The sequence below is a fragment of the Promicromonospora sp. MEB111 genome (assembly GCF_030209445.1).
Taxonomy (GTDB): domain Bacteria; phylum Actinomycetota; class Actinomycetes; order Actinomycetales; family Cellulomonadaceae; genus Promicromonospora.
Genome location: NZ_JARVSD010000002.1, coordinates 1 through 19,805, shown reverse-complemented (window position 1 = coordinate 19,805; position 19,805 = coordinate 1). Strand labels below are relative to the sequence as shown.

Genomic DNA, 19,805 nt, shown 5'->3' with positions numbered 1-19,805 from the left:
CGGCGTGCTCGACTCGGACGGGAGAACCCGATGCGCAAGAGAGCAAGTGCAGCGGCGGTCGCTCTGGCGATCGCGCTGGGCGGGGGGACGTGGGCGACCGCGGCCGTACCGCGGGACACACCGGCACCGCACGACACCCAGGAGCGGCCCACGGCCGCGGAGCCGGGGCGCACCGCGACGGTGACGCTGCTGACGGGCGACGTCGTCTCCGTGGAGACCACGGCCGACGGCTCGCCGGACGTGGAGACCGTGACGGTGCGGCCCGGCCCCGGCCGGGAGCACATGGCGTTCTTCCAGCAGCGCGAGGGGGACCACCTCTACGTGATCCCGCGCGACGTGGCGCGGCTGGTGCCCGGCCGCCTGGACCGGGCGCTGTTCGACGTGACCGGCCTGGTCGAGGCCGGGTACGACGACGCCTCGCGCGACTCGCTGCCCGTGATCGTCCAGACCGCCGCGGCGACCGACGCCGCAGCGGCCGCCGACGCCCCCGGCTCGGACGCCGCCGCGCGGGCCGCGGCACCGGCCGAGCAGGACTGGGCGACGTCGGGCATCACGCCCGACCGGGACCTGGAGTCGGTGGGCGCGGTGGCCGACGAGCTGCCCAGGGCTCGCGCGGCGAAGCTGCTCGACGCCCTCGCGCCGGTGGCGGAACCGGGTGCCGAGAGGCGGACCAGGCAGGCCGCCGACCCCGACGCCGTCGGGTACGTCTGGCTGGACCAGCCGGTCCGCGCGTCGGACGCCGACTCGATGCCGCAGATCGGCGCGCCCGAGGCGTGGGACGCCGGGTTCACGGGCGAGGGGGTCACCGTCGCCGTGCTCGACTCGGGCATCGACGCGACGCACCCCGACCTCGACGAGGTGGTGGTCGGCTCGCGGGACTTCACCGGCAAGGGCGACGTGACCGACGGCGACGGCCACGGCACGCACGTCGCCTCGATCCTGGCCGGGTCGGGCGAGGGGTCCGGCGGCGTGAACCAGGGCGTGGCACCGGACGCCGACCTGCTGGTCGGCAAGGTGCTGGACGACGACGGCAACGGCGAGCTCTCCGGCGTCATCGCGGGCATGGAGTGGGCGGCCGCGGAGGGCGCCGACGTGGTCAACCTGTCGCTCGGCAGCCTGTTCTTCGACGTCCCGTCGCCGGACGCCGTGGCGGTGGACGAGCTGTCCGCACGGTTCGGCACGCTGTTCGTCGTGGCCGCGGGCAACGACGGCGACTTCGGCTACGGGACCGTCGGCTCGCCGGGGATCGCGGCGTCGGCCCTCACGGTGGGCGCCGTGGACGACGACGACGCCGTCACCTGGTACTCCAGCCGCGGCGGCGTCGACCCGGGGCTGCTCAAGCCCGAAGTGGTGGCGCCGGGTGACGGGATCGTCGCCGCGCGGGCCACGGGCACGACCGCGGGCGACGTGGTCGACGACCTGCACGTCGCGCTGAGCGGCACCTCCATGGCCACCCCGCACGTCGCCGGCGCGGCCGCGGTGCTCAAGCAGGCCCGGCCCGAGCTGGACGGCCAGGCCCTCAAGTCGGCGCTGACGGGCTCGGCCGAGCCCACCGGCGCGGACGTCTGGTCCGAGGGCGCGGGGCGGATCACCGTCCCGGGCGCCATCGCGCAGGAGGTGACCGCCTCCCCGGCGTCGCTCTCTCTGGGCACCTTCACCTGGCCGCACGACGGCGAATCGGCCGCCGGCACACTGACCTACGCGAACGCGGGCCCCGACGACGTCACGCTCACCCTGACGTCCGACGTCACCGACGCGTCCGGCGGCGCGGTGCCGGACGCGGTCACGCTGTCGGCCGACTCGGTCGTCGTGCCCGCCGGCGGGACCGCCGAGGTCGACGTGACCACGACCGACGGCCCCGGCGTGATCGGCGCGATCGGCGGCAACGTCGTGGCCACCGGGCCGGACGGCACGGAGGTGCGCACACCCGTCGGCTGGGCCAAGGAGCGCGAGTACGTGGACCTGACCGTGCGCGCCGTCGACCGCGACGGCGAGCCCGTCAGCGCCGACACCTGGGGTGCCGCGATCCGCCTGGACGCGGACAACGGCGAGCCGTACGCCACCAACCTCTTCTTCAGGGACGGCGTCGCCAAGGCCCGCGTCATCCCGGGCATCTACAGCCCGGTGGCGTTCATCGAGACCCTCGACGACGACGGCGCGGTCACCGACGCGCTCTTCCTGGGCAGCGGCGAGGTCGACGCCACCGCCGACGCCGAGGTGCTGCTGGACGGGACCACGGCGCGGGAGGTCACCACCTCGACGCAGCGCCCGGCCGACCTGGCGAGCCTGGGCCTGTCGCTGGAGACCGAGGACTCGCTGGAGTGGGTCTCCGCCAGCATCAACGTGAAGTACGGGCCGGAGACGGACCTCGCGCTCACCCCCGTGCCGGCTGCGACCCACGGCGACTACGACACCATCGTCCAGGCCACGCTGCTGCCGCCGACCACGGGGGACGGGGCGGCGCCCTACCGCTACGACCTCGCGCACCACAGCGAGGGCGTCGAGGTGCCGGCGCTGCGGGGCGACCGCCGCACGACGGTCGCCGTGGACACCACCTACGGCGCCTCGGTCGGCGACACGCACCTGGCCGAGCGCATGTACTGGGAGCCGGGCACCATCATCGCCGGCGGCCTCGTGGAGCCGGTCCCCGTGGGCACGCGGCGCACGGAGTACCTGACGGCGCTGCCGGGCAGGTGGTACCTCCGGTCGGAGATCCAGGAGGACGGCGTGGGCGTGGTGCTCGCCGAGGCCGAGACGCACGTCTGGAGCGAGCCGGGCCGCGTCCGGCAGGGACTCGCGGCGGGTGCGCTCGCGCCCGCGGTCTCGCGGATCACGCCTGTGGAGCACTGGGACGACCGCCTCTCGCTGGCGCCCACCGACCGTGCCGACGACGACGGCGGCGTGCTGTGGGGCTCCGACGTCGCGCTGCGCCTGCGCGTGTGGCAGGACGGCGAGCTGGTCGACGACGTCCCGGACCCCTACTCGTTCCCCACCGTCCCGGAGGGCGGGGCGGACTACCGGATGCTGCTGGAGAGCACCCCGGACGACCCGGCCTACCGGCTCGCCACCAGCGTGAGCGGCGAGTGGACGTTCCACGCGCGGTCCGACGTCGAGGCCAACGCCCACCCGCCGCTGCTGGACACGGCGTGGGACGTGCGCGGGCTCGACCCGTCCGGCTCGGCGCCCGGGACCACGCGGGTGCGGGTGACCGCCGCCCACCAGGACGGCGCGTACGACACGTCGGCGGTCGAGGACGTGCGCCTGTGGTGGTCGGCGGACGACGGCGCCACCTGGCACCAGGCCAAGGCGGTCCGGGCCGGTGAGGGCGTGTACGACGCGGCGGTCAGGGCGCCGGCCGGCACCGAGCACGTCTCGCTGAAGGTCGAGGCGCGGGACGCGGCGGACGCCTCGGTGAAGAAGACGGTGATCCGGGCCTACGCCGTCGACTGACGCAGCCCGAACGACGAAGGCGGGCCTGGTGGCACTCCGGTCGGAGTGCCACCAGGCCCGCGCTCACCTACCCGTGGCGAACCGTCAGCTCCACGGGACCAGGTAGGACACCGTGGCCATGTCGGCGTCACTGGTCATCTCGTCGAGCTGGTAGTTGCTCTGGCCCGTGACCACCACACGTGTCTGCGACCCCGGACCCGCGGCCACGGCCACGGCGTTGGCCACGTCGCCGGAACCACCGGCGTCGTACAGCGCCGACCAGACCTGCTCGCCCGTGGCGACCGAGTAGGCGACGGTCGCGAAGTCCTCCTCGGTCTCCGCCTCCGCGCTCTGGCCCGTGACCACCACGTGGTCACCGCTGGGCGTGAACGCCGCGGTGTACGCGACGTCGAGGCCGTGCGCCGACCCGTCGTACCGCGCCGACCAGCGCTTCTCGCCCGTCGCGGTGTCGTAGACGGCCGTCAGGTAGTCGCTGCCGGTGCCCTCGCCCCACGAGTTGCCGGTGATGACGACGGAGTCGCCCTCGGGGCTCACGACGACCGTGCGAGGCACGTCGGTGTCGCCGGTGCCCCCGTCGAGCCGCTCGGTCCACAGCGCCTCGCCGGTCTCCAGGGAGTAGCCGATGGTGACCCAGTCGGTCGAGTTCTGGGCGCTGTTGTTGTCGCCGGTCACCACGACGGTGCCGTCCGGCGTGATCGCCACCGCGCCGCCCGAGCCGCCCTTGTCGTCCGGGCCGTCGTAGGTGGCGTCCCAGAGCTGCTCGCCGGTGGCGGCGTCGAACGCCACCGTGCCCCAGTCGACGAGGCTCTTGCCCTCGCCGCGGCTCTGCCCGGTGACCACCACGGCCGAACCGTCCGGCGACGCGGCGATCGCGCGGGCGGCGTCCGTCTCGCCCACCGGGCCGTCGTACAGGGCGCGCCACAGCTCCTCGCCCGTGGCGGCGTCGTACGCGACGGTGCCGTAGTCCGCGGCACCCTGGTCGTCCAGGAGCGACATGCCGGTCACGTAGACGGCCGAGCCGTCGGGGCTCACGGCCAGGGCCTCGCCGTAGTCGGACAGGCCGGCGGCGTCGTACACCGAGACCCACAGGCGCTCGCCGGTGGCGGCGTCGTACGCGATGGTGACGTAGTCGGCCTCGTTCCCGTAGCCCCCGCCCGCGGCCAGCACGAACAGCGTGCTGCCGTCCGGGCTGATGCCGAACCCGGTCTGGTCACCGCCCACGCCGGTGGGGCCCTCGTACACGTCCGACCACAAGGGCCGGCCCGTCGCCGCGTCGTAGGCGGCGGTCACCGGGGAGTTCTGGAAACCGCCCCAGCTCGCGGGCGAGGTCTGACCGGCGGTGTAGACGACCGTGCCGTCCGGCGAGGTGAGCGTCTCGTTGCCGTTGTCGTCGTTGGCACCCAGGGCGTTCTCGCCGCCGTTGTAGCGGGCGGTCCAGGCCTCGGCGCCCATGCGCAGCACGATGGGGGAGCGGACGCTGTGGCCGCCGCGCCCGTCGGACCAGGTGAGGTGGCCGGCGAGCCGCACGTTCAGGGCGGCCTCGCCGCGCGTGAACGTGACGGTGAACGACGCCGACCTGCCCGGCGACAGCGTCAGCTTGCGGGGGCTGACCTGCACCCCGAGGCCCTCCAGGCCCGTCACGTCGGCCGTGTACGTGGCGCGCTTCTTGCCCACGTTGGTCACCGTGCGGGTGACGGTCTGGCCGTCGGCGGCCCGCCCGATCGCGATCGAGGGGGTGTTCAGGTCGGACGGCGCGAGGGAGTGCCCGTCCTTCTCCAGGGCGTCGCAGGTGTCCTGCTGCACCCCGTCGGTGGCGCCGCAGAGGAAGGCGAACCAGTCCTCCACCGTGCTGTCGTAGACCAGGCCCGGGTCGGTGGAGTCGTCCGCCGCCACGTGCCCGCCGCCCTGCTGGAACAGGGTGGCCGGGGTCTCGGGGTCGGCGTCCAGCACGTCCGTGCCGGTGGTCATCAGGGCCGACTTGACCGCCATCGGCGACCACTTCGGGTGCTCCTCGACCAGCGCCGCCGCCAGGCCCGCCACGTACGGCGCGGACATGCTGGTGCCGCTCATCAGGTTGAAGTCCAGGCCCTGCTGTCCCGGGGGTGCCACGGAGGCGAGGATGTCCTGGCCGGGTGCGGTGACGTCGGGCTTGAGGATGTCGCCGTTGCCCGCCAGCGACGGGCCGCGCGAGGAGAACGCCGCCGTGTACGGGGCGGGCGTCGAGGTGTCGACCGAGGCCGCGGCGATCGTGGCCGTGGCGCCGGAGGTCTTGGCGTAGGCGATCAGCGCGTCCCGCTCGGTGTCGGCCACGTGCACGGACGGCACGGCCTGGACGTCGGTGTTGAGCGTGTCGCCCTCGACGGTGTTCACGAGGATCATGCCGACGCCGCCGGCCTCGGCCACCGCCGCGCCCTTGTTGACGCGGGCGTTCTCGCCGCGGTCGCAGAGCACGATCTTGCCGGCCACCTTCGCCGGGTCGAGCGCGGGCTTGCCGTTGTTGTCCGCGGTGGTGAAGCACAGGCCCGCGTTCGAGACCGTGGCTCCCGCCGCGACGACGTCGCGCCCGTAGACGAACGGCGCCGGGTCCACGACCTTCGCGGCCAGCGACGTGCCGGAGACCGTGGTGCCGTTGCCGAGCGTCGCGGTGGACCGCGCCGAGGTGGAGTGCGTGGCCGCGGCCACCGTGGTGATCCACGGGCTCGGGTGCGCCACCGTGCCGGACGCCGGGCCGCTGTTGCCCGCCGACGCGGAGACGAACACGCCGGCCTGCGCCGCCGCGAGGAACGCGAGCTCCGTCGGGTCCAGGAAGTCGGTCAGCGTGCCCGAGACGGAGAAGTTGATGACGTCCACGCCGTCCGCGACGGCCTGGTCCACGGCGGCGACGATGTCGGAGGGGTACCCGCTCGCCGTCGAACCGTCCTCGGCGGACCACAGCGCCTTGTAGGCGGCGATCCGGGCGCGCGGCGCGATGCCGCTCACCGTGGTGCTGAACTTGTTGAGCGGACCGGTGACGGCGACGTCCTTGTTGCCGCCCGCGGTCGACGCCGTGTGGGTGCCGTGCCCGTTGTAGTCACGCGCCGACTGGAACTCCCACGGCATCTGCTCGGCGATACCGGCGTCGCCGCCCCACCCGTCGTTGAAGTGCCGGGCCGAGACCAGCTTGTTGTTGCACGCGTCGTCGTCCCACGAGTCGTCGCCGACGGTCTCCGCGTCGTCGCACTCGCCGTCGAACCCGCGCAGGCGCTGGTAGGCGGGACGGCCGCGCTTGTCCTTGTCGGAGAAGCTGGCGCTGTCCGGCCAGATGCCGGAGTCGATGACGCCGATGACGACGTCCTCGCCCGCGGCGGAGTGCTTGGTCAGGCCCTGCGGGCTCTTGAGCTGCGCCGGGGCGTCGGAGCCGTCCTTCTGGTCGCTCCAGACGGTGATGCCCTCGTCGCCGTCGTCGTCGCCCTTGTCGTCGGCGGGTGCCACGCTCTTGTCGTCGGCCGTGGCCGCCGTCGTCGTGTGCACCAGCACGTCCTCGGTGACCGACACGACGCCCGGCTCGGTGCGCAGCTCGGCCGCCTGGGCGGACGTCAGCGACGTCGCGAACCCGTCGAACGAGTACACGTACTGGTAGAGCGTGTCCTTGGCGCCCACGCTCGACAGGGCGGCGCGGTGCCGGCCCTTGAGGTGCTTGGCGTACTCGACCACCTCGGGGGCGGCCGGGTCGATCTTCTCGCCCTCCGCCGGCTTCGTGGCGGCCAGGCCGGCCACGCCGCCCGTGTAGGTCGCGACGGGCTCCAGCGCCATCTGGACTATGTAGTTCTTCTTCGCCGTGGCGTCGGGCTGTGCCCCGGCCGCGGGAGTCGTCGCCGTCGCCGTGAGCGCGAGCGCGATCGTCACCGCCGCCGCGCGGCGCACATGCCCGCGTGACAGCCGGCGTTCGTCGGACCGTCGGTCCATGTGCCCTCCTCTGGATCAGCCGCGGTGCATCCGCGGCTGATCAGTGAAGGTAATAGCGTCGATTGTCGGAAACATCAGTGCCATACACTGACTTTTGCCTCACGACGGGCACACCCCGGCCCCCGGGTACGACACGGAGGGAGCGGCCGTTGAGTCTTGACCAGACGACTGCCGCACCGGCCCGACCGCGAGTTTCACCCGTCCTGGTGGGCCGCACCGCCGAGCTCGAGTCCCTGGTCCGCAAGGTCCTGCAGACCCCCTCGCTGGTCGTGATCGACGGCGAGGCGGGCGTCGGGAAGAGCCGGCTGGTCCGGGAGCTCGCCACCGACCCGGCGCTCGCGGGCCGGCCCGTGCTGATCGGGCACTGCGAGCACCTCCAGGAGCCCCTGCCGCTCGCACCGGTGCTCGACGTGCTCTCGCACCACGCGGACCTGGTGCCGGCCGGCGACCACAACCCGATCGTCGGTGCGCTCGCCCCGCTGGTGCCGGAGCTCGGCGACCGGCTCCCGCCGCCGCCCCCCGAGCTGGCCGACCAGGGCGCCTCCCGGCACCGGGTGTTCCGGGCCGCCGCCGAGCTGCTGGACCGGATAGGACCCGCCGTGCTGGTCCTGGAGGACGTGCACTGGGCCGAGAGCAGCACGTTCGACTTCCTGACCTTCCTCGCCGCGCACCAGCCCGCGGGCCTGTGCATCGTGCTGACCCTGCGCAGCGGCGGGGCGCCGCTCCCGGTGCGCGAGTCGTTCGCCCGGGCGGCGTCCGGCCCGCCCCTGGCCCTCACCCTGCGCCCGCTCGACCCCGCCGGCGTCGGCGAGCTGGCCGGGCGGATCCTCGGCACCCAGGTCTCCGACGCGTTCGCCGCCTCGCTCCACGAGCGCACCGGCGGCATCCCGTTCGTGGCCGAGGAGGTGCTGGGCACCCTGCACGAGACCCCGCTGCCCGACGACGGCGCGCACCAGGACGACGTGCTCACCGACCTCGCGGTGCCCACGGCGCTGCGCGACGTGGTGCTGGGGCGGCTGGACGGCGTCGCCGAGGGCACCCGCGAGGTGCTCGGCGTCGCCTCCGTGCTCGACCACCCCGTCGACGTCGACCTGATCGCGGAGGTCACCGGCCTCCCGCCCGCCGACGTCGTCGCCGCCCTGGTCGACGCGATCACGGCGGGCCTGCTGCACGAGCAGGACGGGCAGGTGCGGTTCCGGCACGTGCTGGCCGAGCAGATCGTCTACGACGCGCTGCCCACGCCCACCCGCCGGCTGCTGCACCGCACGGTCGCCCGCGCCATCGAGGACCGGGAGGGCCCGCGGCCCGTGGCGCGCCTGGCGCACCACTACCAGCGCGCGGGGGACACCATCCGGTTCGTCCGCTACGCGGAGGACGCCGCGGACCTGGCCGTCTCGCACGGCGACGACGCCCACGCCGCGCGGCTCCTGGTGCAGGCCATGGAGACCGACCTGCCCACGGACCACCGGCTGCGGCTGGCGGTCAAGCTCGGCCGGGCGGCGGTCGACGGGCTGGCACACATCGAGGCCGTACCGCTCCTCCAGCAGCTCCTGGCCACCGAGCTGCTGCCGAGCGACGTGCGCGGCGAGCTCCGGTTCGCCCTGGGCCGGCTGCTCCGGCAGCAGGGCCTGGCCGACGCCGGCTACCGCGAGATCGAGCAGGCCCTGCCGGACCTCGGTGCGAACCCCGCGCTGCTCGCGCGGGCGCTCGCGGTGCTCGCCGCGCCCGAGACGGTGGCCGACCGCCCCATGACCGTGCACGCCGCGCGCGGCGAGCAGGCCCGCGACGCCGCCCGGCGCAGCGGCGCCGCCGACGTGGAGCTCGCGGTGCGCATCGCCGACGCGTCCCTGCTGATCGAGCAGGGCCGGCCCGAGGGCTGGTCGGTCGTGGAGGAGCTGCTGGCCGACGAGGCCCTGGCGGACTTCCCGCGCGAGCACGCCCGCGCCTGCGTGAACTGGGCGCAGGCGGCGCTGCACGTGGGGCACGTGCGGCGCGCCGAGCGGCTGCTGGCCGAGGGGCGGCGCGTCGTGGCGGCCGCCGAATACCTGCGGGTCACCGACGTGATCGAGCTGGTCGCGGCCGCCGTCGACTGCTCCGCCGGACGCTGGGCCGACCTGGCCGGCCGCGCGCACGAGCTGGTGGTCCGCCGTCCGGGCTACGACGCCGCCACCCTGGACGACCACCTGCTGCACGGCATCATGCTGGCCGCCTCCGGCGGCACCCAGGAGGCGGTCGCCCACTTCACCGCGCTCGTGGAGGACGCCGCCCGCGTGGGCGCCGTCTGGCCGCTGCTCGCCGGCCGCAGCGCGCTCGCCCGCCTGCTGCTCACGCTCGACGACGTCGAGGGCAGCGCCCACCAGGCCGGTCTCGCCGTGTCCACGGCACGGCAGAAGGGCAACTGGGTGTGGGCGGCGGAGCCCATGCTGTGCCTGGTGGACGCGCTCGTCGCCCAGGGCCGGACGGCGCAGGCGCGTGCCCACGTCGAGGAGCTGGCCGCCGGGCTCGGCGTGGTCGACGCCCCGCTGGCGCTGGCGGCCCTGCACTCGTGCCGGGCGGTGGTGGCGCACGCCGACGGCAACCACGCGGCCGCCGTCGGGCTCCTGCGCGAGGCGCGCACGATCGTGGCCGACGCCGGGCTGCGCCACGAGGAGTCGCGCGTGGTCGAGCGGCTGGGGGTCTGGCTGGCCGAGGACGGCGACGCCGAGGGCGCCGCGCTCCTGGAGGAGGCGCTGCGGGGCTACGGCGGCCGCGCCGCGAGCAACGACGTCGCCCGGGTCACGCGGACCCTGCGCCGCCTGGGCCTGCCCGTGCCCTACCCGTGGCGCGGCGGCCGGCGCTCCAACGGGCTCGGGCTGTCCGGCCGCGAGCGCGAGGTCGCACTGCTCGCCGCGCAGGGCCGCACCAACCGGCAGATCGCGGCCGACCTGTTCCTCTCGCCGCGCACCGTGGAGAGCCACGTCCGCAACGCCCTGCGCAAGCTGGGCTGCAGCTCCCGCGCAGACCTCGCCGTCCACCTGCTCGACGACGCCGGCGAGGACCGCGCGGCCGTCGCGGGCTGAGCCACCCGCCCCGCTCCACCCGCTCACCGCCCCACCCGCCCACCGGCCCAACCGGCTGACTCGGCGATCCCAGGACGCCGAGTCAGCAAGGTGGTCCGACCATCTCGCTGACTCGGCGTCACGAGGCCGGCGAGTCAACCGGCCAGGTCGATTCGGTCGTTCGCGGCATGATCGTCAAACCGGTTGACCGGATCGTCAAACCGGTTTTACGTTGACGGCCCCGATGACGGAGGAGCGTTATGGACAGGCCGACGATCGACGACGTGGCCCGCGCCGCGGGTGTCACCAAGGCCACCGTGTCCCACGCCTACAGCGGCAAACGGCCGATCTCCGCGACCACGAAGGCCCGGGTGTTCGCCGCTGCCAAGCGGCTGGACTGGGTCCCCAGCTCACGGGCCCGCGCGCTGGCTGCGCGGCGTACCGACGCAGTGGGGGTCGTGCTGTCGCGCGACCCTTCGATCCTGGCGTCCGACGCCTTCTTCCCCGCGTTCATCTCGGGCGTCGAGGCGGTGCTCGCGGAGCACGAGATCGCTCTCGTGCTGCAGGTCGCGAGCAGCCGCACGGCGGAGGAGCGCGCCTACCGGGCCATGGCGAGCGGCCGGGCGGACGGCGTGATCGTGCTGGACCTCCACCGCGTCGACTGGCGGGTGGCGTACCTCCAGCAGATCCGCCTGCCGGCGGTGCTGCTCGGGGCGTACGACGCCGCGAGCCCGTTCTCCAGCGTCCGCACTGACGACGCCACGCCGGTCCGCGACCTGGTCGCCCACCTGCGCGAGCTGGGCCACACCCGGATCGCCCACGTGTCGGGTCCGCTCGACTACGTGCACTCGCACGCCCGCGCGGGGGCGTACGTCCAGAGCCTCGGCAGCCGGGAGCTGCTGCGTGAGGGGGACTTCACCGCCGGGAGCGGCCGGGCCCTCACCGCCGAGCTGCTCGACCTGCCCGACCGGCCGACGGCGATCCTCTACGCCAACGACACGATGGCCATCGCCGGCTATTCCTACGCACGGAGCCGGGGCCTGCTGGTCCCCGACGACCTCGCCGTCGCCGGCTTCGACGACGACCACCTCTCGGCTCACCTGAGCCCTGCCCTGACCAGTGTCTCGACCGACCCGTTCCGGCGGGGGCGGGTGGCCGCCGAGCGGCTGCTGGCCGACCTCGCCGGCGAGCCGCCCGAGTCCGTGACGGTCGACTGCAACGCGCTTCGCCTGCGGGCCAGCACCGACGGCCCCGCACCCGAGGCACCCCACACCGAACTCGAGGAGGAGTTCTCATGAAGCACCCCCGTATGGCCGGAACGGCCGCCCTGCTCACCGCGGTGGCCCTGACCGCCGCCTGCTCGTCCGGCGGCGGCGGAGGTGACGGCGGCGAGAGCCCGTCCGGCACCGGCCCGATCACCGTCTGGCTGTCCAACAACGAGCAGGAGGTCGGCTGGGGGCAGGACGTCGTCGACGCCTGGAACGCCGAGCACCCCGACGAGCAGGTCACCGCCCAGGAGATCCCGGCCGGGTCGTCGTCCGAGGAGGCGATCACCGCCGCGATCACCGCCGGGACCGCGCCCTGCCTGGTCTACAACATCTCCAGCGCCGCGGTGCCGGGTTGGGTCCGCCAGGGCGGGCTCGTGAACCTGTCCCAGTTCGAGGACGGCGCGAGCTACATCGAGGACCGCGTGGGCGAGGGCGCGCAGACGTACCTCACCGACGACGGCTACTACCAGCTCCCCTGGAAGTCGAACCCGGTCATGGTCATGTACAACAAGACGGTCTTCGAGGAGGCCGGCATCGACCCGGAGAACCCGGACATGGCCACGTACGACGACTTCCTCGCGGGCAGCCGGAAGATCGTGGAGTCGGGCGCCGCGGACAGCGCCATCTGGCCCTCGCCGACCAACGAGTTCTTCCAGCCGTGGTTCGACTTCTACCCGCTGTACCTGGCCGAGTCGGGCGGCACGTCCCTGGTCGAGGACCAGCAGGCGACGTTCGACGACGAGAACGGCAAGGCCGTCGCCGACTTCTGGGCGACGATCTACTCCGAGGGCCTCGCGCCCAAGGAGGCGTCGACGGACGACGCCATGTCGGCCGGCACCACCGCCATGCAGCTCGCGGGCCCGTGGGCCATCGCCTCCTACGCGGAGAGCGTCGACGTCGGCTTCATGCCGGTGCCGACTTCGACCGGCGAGGCGGAGCCGATCACGTTCGCCGACTCCAAGAACGTCTCGATGTTCACCTCGTGCGAGAACCAGGCCACGGCCTGGGAGTTCCTCAAGTTCTCCACCAGCGAGGAGAGCGACGGCCAGCTCCTGGAGGCGACCGGCCAGATGCCGCTGCGCACCGACCTGGCCACCACCTACGCGGACTACTTCGAGGCGAACCCCGCCTACGAGGTGTTCGCCGCCCAGGCCGAGCGTACGGGCGACGTGCCGAGCATCCCGAACTCGGTCGAGGTGTGGCAGGCCTTCCGCGACGACTACTCGTCGGCCGTCATCTTCGGCAGCAGCACCGTCGAGGAGTTCCTGAGCGGCGCCGCGGAGACCATCAACGGGCTCGTCCAGGGCTGATCCGGGTGAGCACGGCATCAGGTGAGCTGCGCACCACGCGGCAGAGATGGTGGGGACGGCAGCCGATCGGGACGCTCTTCGCGCTGCCCTACCTCGTCTTCGTCCTCGCGATCTTCGCCTACCCGCTCGGGTTCGCCGTCTACATCGCCTTCCACGACTACTACTTCACCGCGCCCGGTGTCGACGTGCCCAAGCCGTTCGTGGGCTTCGACAACTTCGCCGCCGTGCTCACGGACCCGCAGGTGCTGGAGGCGTTCCGGAACATCGGGGTCTTCCTGGTGATCAACGTGCCGCTCACGGTGGTGCTGTCGTTGGTGCTGGCGACGGCCCTGAACGCGGGGATCCGGTGGGCGGCGGCGTACCGCATCGCGTTCTACGTGCCCTACCTGACGGCGAGCGTGTCGCTGGTCGGGGTGTGGATGCTGCTGTTCTCGTCGGGCGGGCTGGTCAACGCCGTCCTCGGGCCGTTGGCTCCGGACCCGTCCTGGCTGGTCAGCTCCACCCTGGCCATGCCGACGATCGCGCTCTTCGTCACCTGGAAGCAGCTCGGCTTCTACATCCTGCTGTACCTCGCGGCGCTGCAGAGCGTGCCGCGCGAGCTGCACGAGTCGGCCGAGACGGACGGCGCGAACGCCTGGCAGCGGTTCCGCAACGTGACGGTGCCCGGCGTCCGGGCCACCACCGTGCTGGTGCTCGTGCTCGCGATCATCACCGGCGCCAACCTGTTCACCGAGCCCTACCTGCTGACGAACGGCGGCGGCCCCGACGGCGCGTCCGTGACCCCGGTGCTGCTGATCTACCAGCGCGGCATCCAGCAGCAGAACCCGGACACCGCGGCGGCGATCGGCATGCTGCTGGTCATCGTCGTCGGCGTTCTCTCGCTCGCCGCCAACCGCATCAACCGGGAGCGCTGACATGCGACGACAACGCGGGACCTGGGTGCGCTACCTGCTGCTCACCCTCGCGGCGGCCGTGTTCGCCTTTCCCTTCTACTACATGGTGGTCGGGGCGTTCCAGGAGAGCCCTACCAACACCCCCGACCAGCTCCTGCCGACCTCGGGCTGGACGCTCGACAACTTCGCGGCGATCGACTCGCGCATCAACTTGATCGGCTCGCTGGGCAACTCGCTGATCTTCACCGCGGGCGTGCTGCTGGGCACGGCGACGTTCGGGCTGCTGGCCGGCTACGCGATGGCCCGGCTGGACTTCCGCGGCCGGGGCGCCACCTGGGTGCTGATGCTGCTGGTCCAGATGGTGCCGTTCCAGCTGCTGATGATCCCGCTGTACGTGCAGATCACCCGGGGCTTCGGCCTCGGCGACACGTACCTCGGGATGATCCTGCCGTTCGCGATCAACACGACCGCCGTCTTCATCTTCACGCAGTTCTTCCGGGCGCTCCCGCAGGAGATGTTCGAGGCGGCGCGGATCGACGGCGCGAGCGAGCTGCGCATCCTGCGCTCGATCGCCGTGCCGCTGGTCAAGCCGGCCCTGACCACGGTCGTGCTGGTCACCTTCATCGGGCCGTGGAACGAGTTCCTCTGGCCGTTCCTCATCACCAAGGACGCCACGCTGCAGCCGCTCGCGGTCTCCCTGGCGAACTACATCTCCAACGTGGCCCAGTCCACCGCCAACCCGAACGGGGCGATCCTCGCGGGCGCCACCACGCTCGCGTTCCCCGTCGTCATCCTGTTCTGCCTGTTCCAGCGGTACTTCACCGCATCCAACATCGGCTCCGCCGTGAAGGGCTGACCCACACCCATGGACGTCACCAGCATGTTCACCCACGCCACGTTCCCGCTCGGGCCGTTCGTCCCGTACGAGAACAACCCGATCCTGCGCCCCCGCGGGGGCAGCTGGGAGTCGGCGAACCTCTACAACCCGGCGGCCCTGGTGGTCGACGACGAGGTGGTGCTCCTGTACCGGGCCCACGCTGAGGACATCGTGTCCCACATCGGGCTGGCCCGGAGCAGCGACGGCTTCCACTTCGAGCGGGAGCCCGAGCCGATCCTCTCGCCGGTGGAGGACTACGAGCGCTACGGGTGCGAGGACCCCCGCATCGCGTACATCGACGGCACCTTCTACCTGACCTACACGGGCTGGGACCGGCACAGCGCCCAGCTCTGCCTCGCCACGTCCACCGACCTGCACGACTGGACCCGGCACGGGCCGATGTTCGAGTCGTTCGACACGTTCGCCACCGTGGACCCGCGCGGCTTCAACTGGTCCAAGGCCGGCGTGATCGTCCCGGTGCGGATGCAGGGCAAGTGGTGGATGTACTTCGGCGAGGGCGCGATCTACTGGGCCACCAGCGACGACCTGATCCACTGGACGCCCGGCACCCCGGACACCGAGCCCATGTACTCGCCGACGCCGGGGTCCTTCGACGCCGACCTCGTGGAGATCGGCACGTCGCCCGTGCTGACGGAGAACGGCCTGCTCGTCATGCTGACCAACGGGGCCACGCGCACCATCAACCCCGACGGGAGCGTCGACGTCGACTACCGGTGCGGGCAGGTCGCGATCGACCCCGACAACCCGACGCGGGTGCTGGCCCGGCTGCAGGAGCCGTGGCTGCGGCCGCAGACGTTCGAGGACCGCAACGGGCTGGTGTCCAACGTGACGTTCGTCGAGGGCCTGGTGCACTTCCAGGGCCGGTGGCTCGCGTACTACGGCCAGTCCGACACCACGCTGGCCGTGGCCGTGCACGACCCGAAGCAGACCTGGGGCGCGACGCTGGGCGCCTGAGCCGGTCGGCCGGGCCCCGGCCGGCCCCGGGTGACCATGCGGTTGCTGCCAGGACGAGCCTCGTTCTGGCAGCAACCGCATGGTCACCGGACGCCGCGCGGCGTCACGCCGTGCGGACCCACGCCGTCGTCGCGCCGGGCAGCAGGCCGTCGGCCAGCGGCTCGCTGGTGAGCAGCACCTCGCCGTCCGGCAGCGCCGTCGGCTCCGTGCCGAAGTTCGTCACCACGTGCCAGCCGCCAGGCCGCGTGAAGTGCACGACGTCGTCCGACGCGTCCAGCCACTCCAGCGTCTCGTCGGTCTGCAGCTCGTCGCGCAGCGCGAGCGCCGCCCGGTAGAGTTCCAGCGTCGAGCCCGCGACGCCGTCCTGCGCCTCGACCGACAGCTCGCCGTAGCCCGCGGGCTGCGGCAGGTGCGCGCCCGCCGTGCCGAAGCCGAACGACGTACCCTCGCGCGTCCACGGCAGCGGCACGCGGCAGCCGTCCCGGCCCGGGTCGACGCCGGGGTTGCGGAAGAACGCCGGGTCCTGGTGCTGGTCGGCCGGGATGTCGGCGACCTCGGGCAGGCCGAGCTCCTCGCCCTGGTACAGGTAGGCGCTGCCCGGCAGGCCCAGCATGAGCAGCGTCGCCGCGCGGGCGCGGCGCAGACCCAGCTCGACGTCGGCCACGGGCTCGGTGCCGCCCGACAGCAGCCAGGCCTGGCCCTGCTTGCCCGGCCGGCCGTCGCGCGGCGGCAGGGCGTAGCGCGTGGCGTGGCGGACGACGTCGTGGTTGGAGAACACCCACGTGGTCGACGAGCCCGACGCCGCGGAGAGCGCCAGGTTGTCGGTGATGATCTTTCGGAACTGGGCCGCGTCGAAGTCGGCCTCCAGCAGGTCGAAGTTGAACGCCTGGCCCAGGCCGTCGGCGCTCGCGTACCGGGGCCGCCGGGGCGTGTCGACCCAGGCCTCGGCCACCGCGATGCGCGGCGGGGTGTACTCGTCGAACACCTGGCGCCAGCCCGCGTAGATCTCGTGCACCTCGTCGCGGTCCCACAGGGGGTGCGCGCCGGGCTCGGTGATGGCGTCGAGCTCCGCCTGGCTCGGCAGGGTCTCGGCGAGCTCCTTGGTCAGGCCGTGCGCCACGTCGATGCGGAAGCCGTCGACGCCGCGGTCCGACCAGAACCGCAGGGTCCGGTGGAAGTCCTCGCGGACCTCGGGGTTGTCCCAGTTGAAGTCGGGCTGCTCCTTGGCGAACAGGTGCAGGTACCACTGGCCGTCGGGCACTCGGGTCCACGACGGGCCGCCGAAGATGCTGGTCCAGTCGGCGGGCGGCTGCGAGCCGTCCTCGCCCAGGCCGTCGCGGAAGATGTAGCGGGCCCGCTCCGGGCTGCCCGGCGCCGAGGCCAGGGCCTCCTGGAACCAGACGTGGTCGTCCGAGGAGTGGTTCGGCACGATGTCGACGATCACGCGGATGCCCGCGCCGTGCAGGGCCTGCACCATCTGGTCGAACTCGTCCAGCGTGCCGATCCGCGGGTCCACGTCGCGGTAGTCGGCCACGTCGTACCCGCCGTCGGCCAGGGCCGACGGGTAGAAGGGGCTCAGCCAGACGGCGTCGATCCCGAGGCGCTTCAGGTACGGCACGCGCGAGATGATGCCCCGCAGGTCGCCGATACCGTCGCCGTTCGCGTCGGCGAAGCTGCGCGGGTAGATCTGGTAGACGGTGGCCTGCCGCCACCAGGTGGGGTCGTCGACGAGGAGCTGCTGCTCGCTGAGGGTGCTGGTCACGGTGCGGGATCCTTTGCTGTCGTGGTCGAGCGGTCGCAATTTTATGCAAGCGTTAGATTTAATGCCCTGGAGAGAGCCTCCAGCGTCGGGGACGAAAGGTCAAGCGTGAGCCGAGCACCCCAGAACGCGTCGTCGTCCGGACTGCTGAGACGCATCAACGCCGTGAGCGTGCTCGACTTCGCCTGGGCCAACGACGTCTTCACCGCGACCGAGGCCATGGACGCGACCGGGCTGACCCGCTCGACCGTGATCAGCCGGTGCGCCGAGCTGATCGAGCTCGGCTGGATGCGCGAGGTCGAGCGCGCGCCCGAGCCCGCGGGGAAGGGCCGGCCCGCCCGGCTCTACCAGCTCCGGGCCGACGCCGGGTACGTGGTGGGCGTCGACGCCGGGCAGCACCGCGTGCTCGCCACCGTCAGCGACCTCCGGGGCGCCGAGGTGGGGCGGCAGGAGCACCCCGTCGACCGGGCGCACGACAACGCGTCCGACCGGCTGGCCGTCACCGACACCACGATCGACGAGGCGCTCGCCGCGGCCGGCGTCGACCCCGCGCGGGTGCTGGGGATCGCCGTCGGCGTGCCGGCCCTGACGGACGCGCAGGGCGCGACCCCGCCGGGCCCGAACACCTTCTGGGCGCGCATGAACCCGGGCTTCGCCGAGCACTTCCGCGACCGCGGCTGGCACGTGACCGTCGAGAACGACGCGAACCTCGCCGCGCACGCGGAGCGCGCCCTCGGGGCGGGGCGTGACGTCGGGTCGTTCGCCGCGCTGCTGTCCGGCGAGCGGTTCGGCGCCGGCATCGTGGTGGACGGCGCCCTTGTGCGCGGCAGCTACGGCGGCGCCGGCGAGATGCGCCTCCTCGACTACGTGGTCGGCGTGGGCAGCCCGCACGGCCTCGGCTCCCTGGCCCGTATCTGGGGCCGGGAGGCGCACGAGTCGGGCGCCCTGCCCGCCGACAGCGCCCTGGGGGCCCTGCCCACGAGCGCGATCGACGCCCCGGCGGTGTTCGCGGCGGCCGCGGCCGGCGACGTCGGCGCCATCGCCCTCGTCGACCGCCTGGCCGACCGCCTCGCCCGGGTGTGCGCCGTCATCGACGGCATGCTCGACGTGGACCGGATCGTCGTGGCGGGTGGCGTGGCGCCCGTGGTCGGCGACCTGCTGCGGCGCACCGCGACCATCCTGGACGGGATGGTGCACCCGCCCGCCCCGGAGCTCGTCGCCTCGTCCTTCGGGGCGGACGCCGTGATCGTCGGCGCGTCCACGCTCGCGCTGGAGCGCGTGCGGACGGACGCGCTCGACCTGGCGCTGGGGGTCGTGGACTAGGGGCTTGGGTTCGGGTGGCGCTAGCGGCCTCGGCCGTTGTGGTGGCCGTGCCCGTGCCCGTGCCCGTGCCCGTGGCCGTGGCCGTGGCCGTGCCCGTGCCCGTGGCCCCGGTCGTTGCCGGAGCCCTTGCCCTGGTCGCCGCCCTTGTCCTTGCCGTGACCCTTGCCGTGGTCGTGGCTCTTGTCGTTGCCGGGGCCGGGACCGGGGCCCCGGCCGTTTCCGCTGCCCTGGCCGTTGCCCGGGCCGTGGTCGTTTCCGCGACCCTTGTCGTGGCCGTTGCCCCTGTCGTGACCGTTGCCCTTGCCCGGGCCCTGGTCGTTGTCCTTCGCCGGGCCCTTGCCGTGGTCGTTGGAGGGGTTGCCGGGTGGGCCGGCGGGGCTCTTGTCGGGCGGGCCGGGCGCCGGGGGAGTCTCCGGCTCCGGCTTCGGCTCGGGGGCCGGCGCGGTGGGCGGCGTCTCCGGCTTGGCCGGGGCGGGGTCCTTCGGCGCGGGCGCGGGCTTGTCCTTCGCCGGCGCGGGGGCCTTCCGGGGCGGTGCGGGGGTCGCCGCGGGCTCGGGAGGGGTCTCAGCGGTCACCGCGGAGGCTGGCACGGCGGCCGCGACCTGTTCCGGTGCCGCGATCGGCTCGGCGGCGGAGTCCTCCTCGGCGGGCGCGGCCGGACGCCGCGGCGGGTCGGCGGGCGGCGACGGGTCCCGCGGCGGGTCCGGTTCGAGGAGCGCCTCGGGACCTCCGCCGTCGAACGGCTCGCCGTCGGCCTGGATCGAGGGGCTGTCGGGCTGGACGGCGATCAGGGCCATGGCGCCGGCTCCGATGGCGAGCGCCGCGGCCACACCCGCGGCCACCGCGGCGTGCTTGGTGCCGAACGAGTGGAGCCGGGTCGCGCGCGTGGATCCGGCGGCTCCCGCCGCGCCTGCGGCGGCGGTGGTGGTGAGGAGTCCGCCGGCGATGAGGTGCTGGCCGAGGTCGC

10 protein-coding genes and 1 pseudogene are annotated in these 19,805 nt (G+C 73.5%); 8 read left to right on the top strand and 3 right to left on the bottom strand.

Annotation, left to right across the window (positions count from 1 at the left end):
* Nucleotides 1-30: 30 nt before the first annotated feature.
* Nucleotides 31-3,450, top strand: a complete 3,420-nt coding sequence (locus QRN56_RS01320) for a S8 family peptidase (RefSeq protein WP_285100663.1) — start codon at nucleotides 31-33, stop codon at nucleotides 3,448-3,450.
* An 84-nt stretch (nucleotides 3,451-3,534) separates the two neighbouring features.
* On the opposite strand, the gene QRN56_RS01315 is transcribed toward QRN56_RS01320, so the two are convergent.
* Nucleotides 3,535-7,395 (bottom strand): S8 family serine peptidase, encoded by a 3,861-nt coding sequence (locus QRN56_RS01315; RefSeq protein WP_285100662.1) that lies wholly within the window; start codon nucleotides 7,393-7,395, stop codon nucleotides 3,535-3,537.
* A gap of 206 nt (nucleotides 7,396-7,601) precedes the next feature.
* On the opposite strand from QRN56_RS01315, the gene QRN56_RS01310 reads away from it, so the two are divergent.
* From QRN56_RS01310 to QRN56_RS01285, 6 genes are all read left to right on the top strand, one after another.
* The gene (locus QRN56_RS01310) at nucleotides 7,602-10,454 is read left to right on the top strand and encodes an ATP-binding protein (RefSeq protein WP_285100661.1); all 2,853 of its coding nucleotides are present in this window, start codon (nucleotides 7,602-7,604) and stop codon (nucleotides 10,452-10,454) included.
* Between the two features lie 239 nt (nucleotides 10,455-10,693).
* On the top strand, nucleotides 10,694-11,731 hold the full coding sequence (locus QRN56_RS01305) for a LacI family DNA-binding transcriptional regulator (RefSeq protein ID WP_285100660.1): 1,038 nt from the start codon (nucleotides 10,694-10,696) through the stop codon (nucleotides 11,729-11,731).
* Nucleotides 11,728-13,011 (top strand): extracellular solute-binding protein, encoded by a 1,284-nt coding sequence (locus QRN56_RS01300; RefSeq protein WP_285100659.1) that lies wholly within the window; start codon nucleotides 11,728-11,730, stop codon nucleotides 13,009-13,011. Before QRN56_RS01305 ends, QRN56_RS01300 begins: the two co-directional genes overlap by 4 nt.
* A 5-nt stretch (nucleotides 13,012-13,016) precedes the next feature.
* Entirely contained in the window at nucleotides 13,017-13,925 is a 909-nt protein-coding gene (locus tag QRN56_RS01295; protein WP_285100658.1) for a carbohydrate ABC transporter permease, read from the top strand.
* Nucleotide 13,926: 1 nt separating this feature from the next.
* Nucleotides 13,927-14,760, top strand: coding sequence for a carbohydrate ABC transporter permease (locus QRN56_RS01290; protein WP_285100657.1), 834 nt, complete (start codon nucleotides 13,927-13,929; stop codon nucleotides 14,758-14,760).
* Nucleotides 14,761-14,769: 9 nt separating this feature from the next.
* Nucleotides 14,770-15,756, top strand: coding sequence for a glycoside hydrolase family 130 protein (locus QRN56_RS01285; RefSeq protein WP_285100656.1), 987 nt, complete (start codon nucleotides 14,770-14,772; stop codon nucleotides 15,754-15,756).
* Between the two features lie 103 nt (nucleotides 15,757-15,859).
* Here QRN56_RS01285 and QRN56_RS01280 read toward each other — a convergent pair whose 3' ends face one another.
* Nucleotides 15,860-17,518 carry a glycoside hydrolase family 13 protein gene (locus QRN56_RS01280; protein WP_285100655.1) on the bottom strand — a complete coding sequence of 553 codons (1,659 nt, stop codon included), beginning with the start codon at nucleotides 17,516-17,518 and terminating at the stop codon, nucleotides 15,860-15,862.
* Between the two features lie 105 nt (nucleotides 17,519-17,623).
* On the opposite strand from QRN56_RS01280, the gene QRN56_RS01275 reads away from it, so the two are divergent.
* Nucleotides 17,624-18,838 carry an ROK family transcriptional regulator gene (locus tag QRN56_RS01275; protein WP_285100654.1) on the top strand — a complete coding sequence of 405 codons (1,215 nt, stop codon included), beginning with the start codon at nucleotides 17,624-17,626 and terminating at the stop codon, nucleotides 18,836-18,838.
* Nucleotides 18,839-18,858: 20 nt separating this feature from the next.
* On the opposite strand, the pseudogene QRN56_RS01270 reads toward QRN56_RS01275, so the two are convergent.
* A pseudogene (locus QRN56_RS01270) lies at nucleotides 18,859-19,805 on the bottom strand (hypothetical protein); the annotation flags it as partial.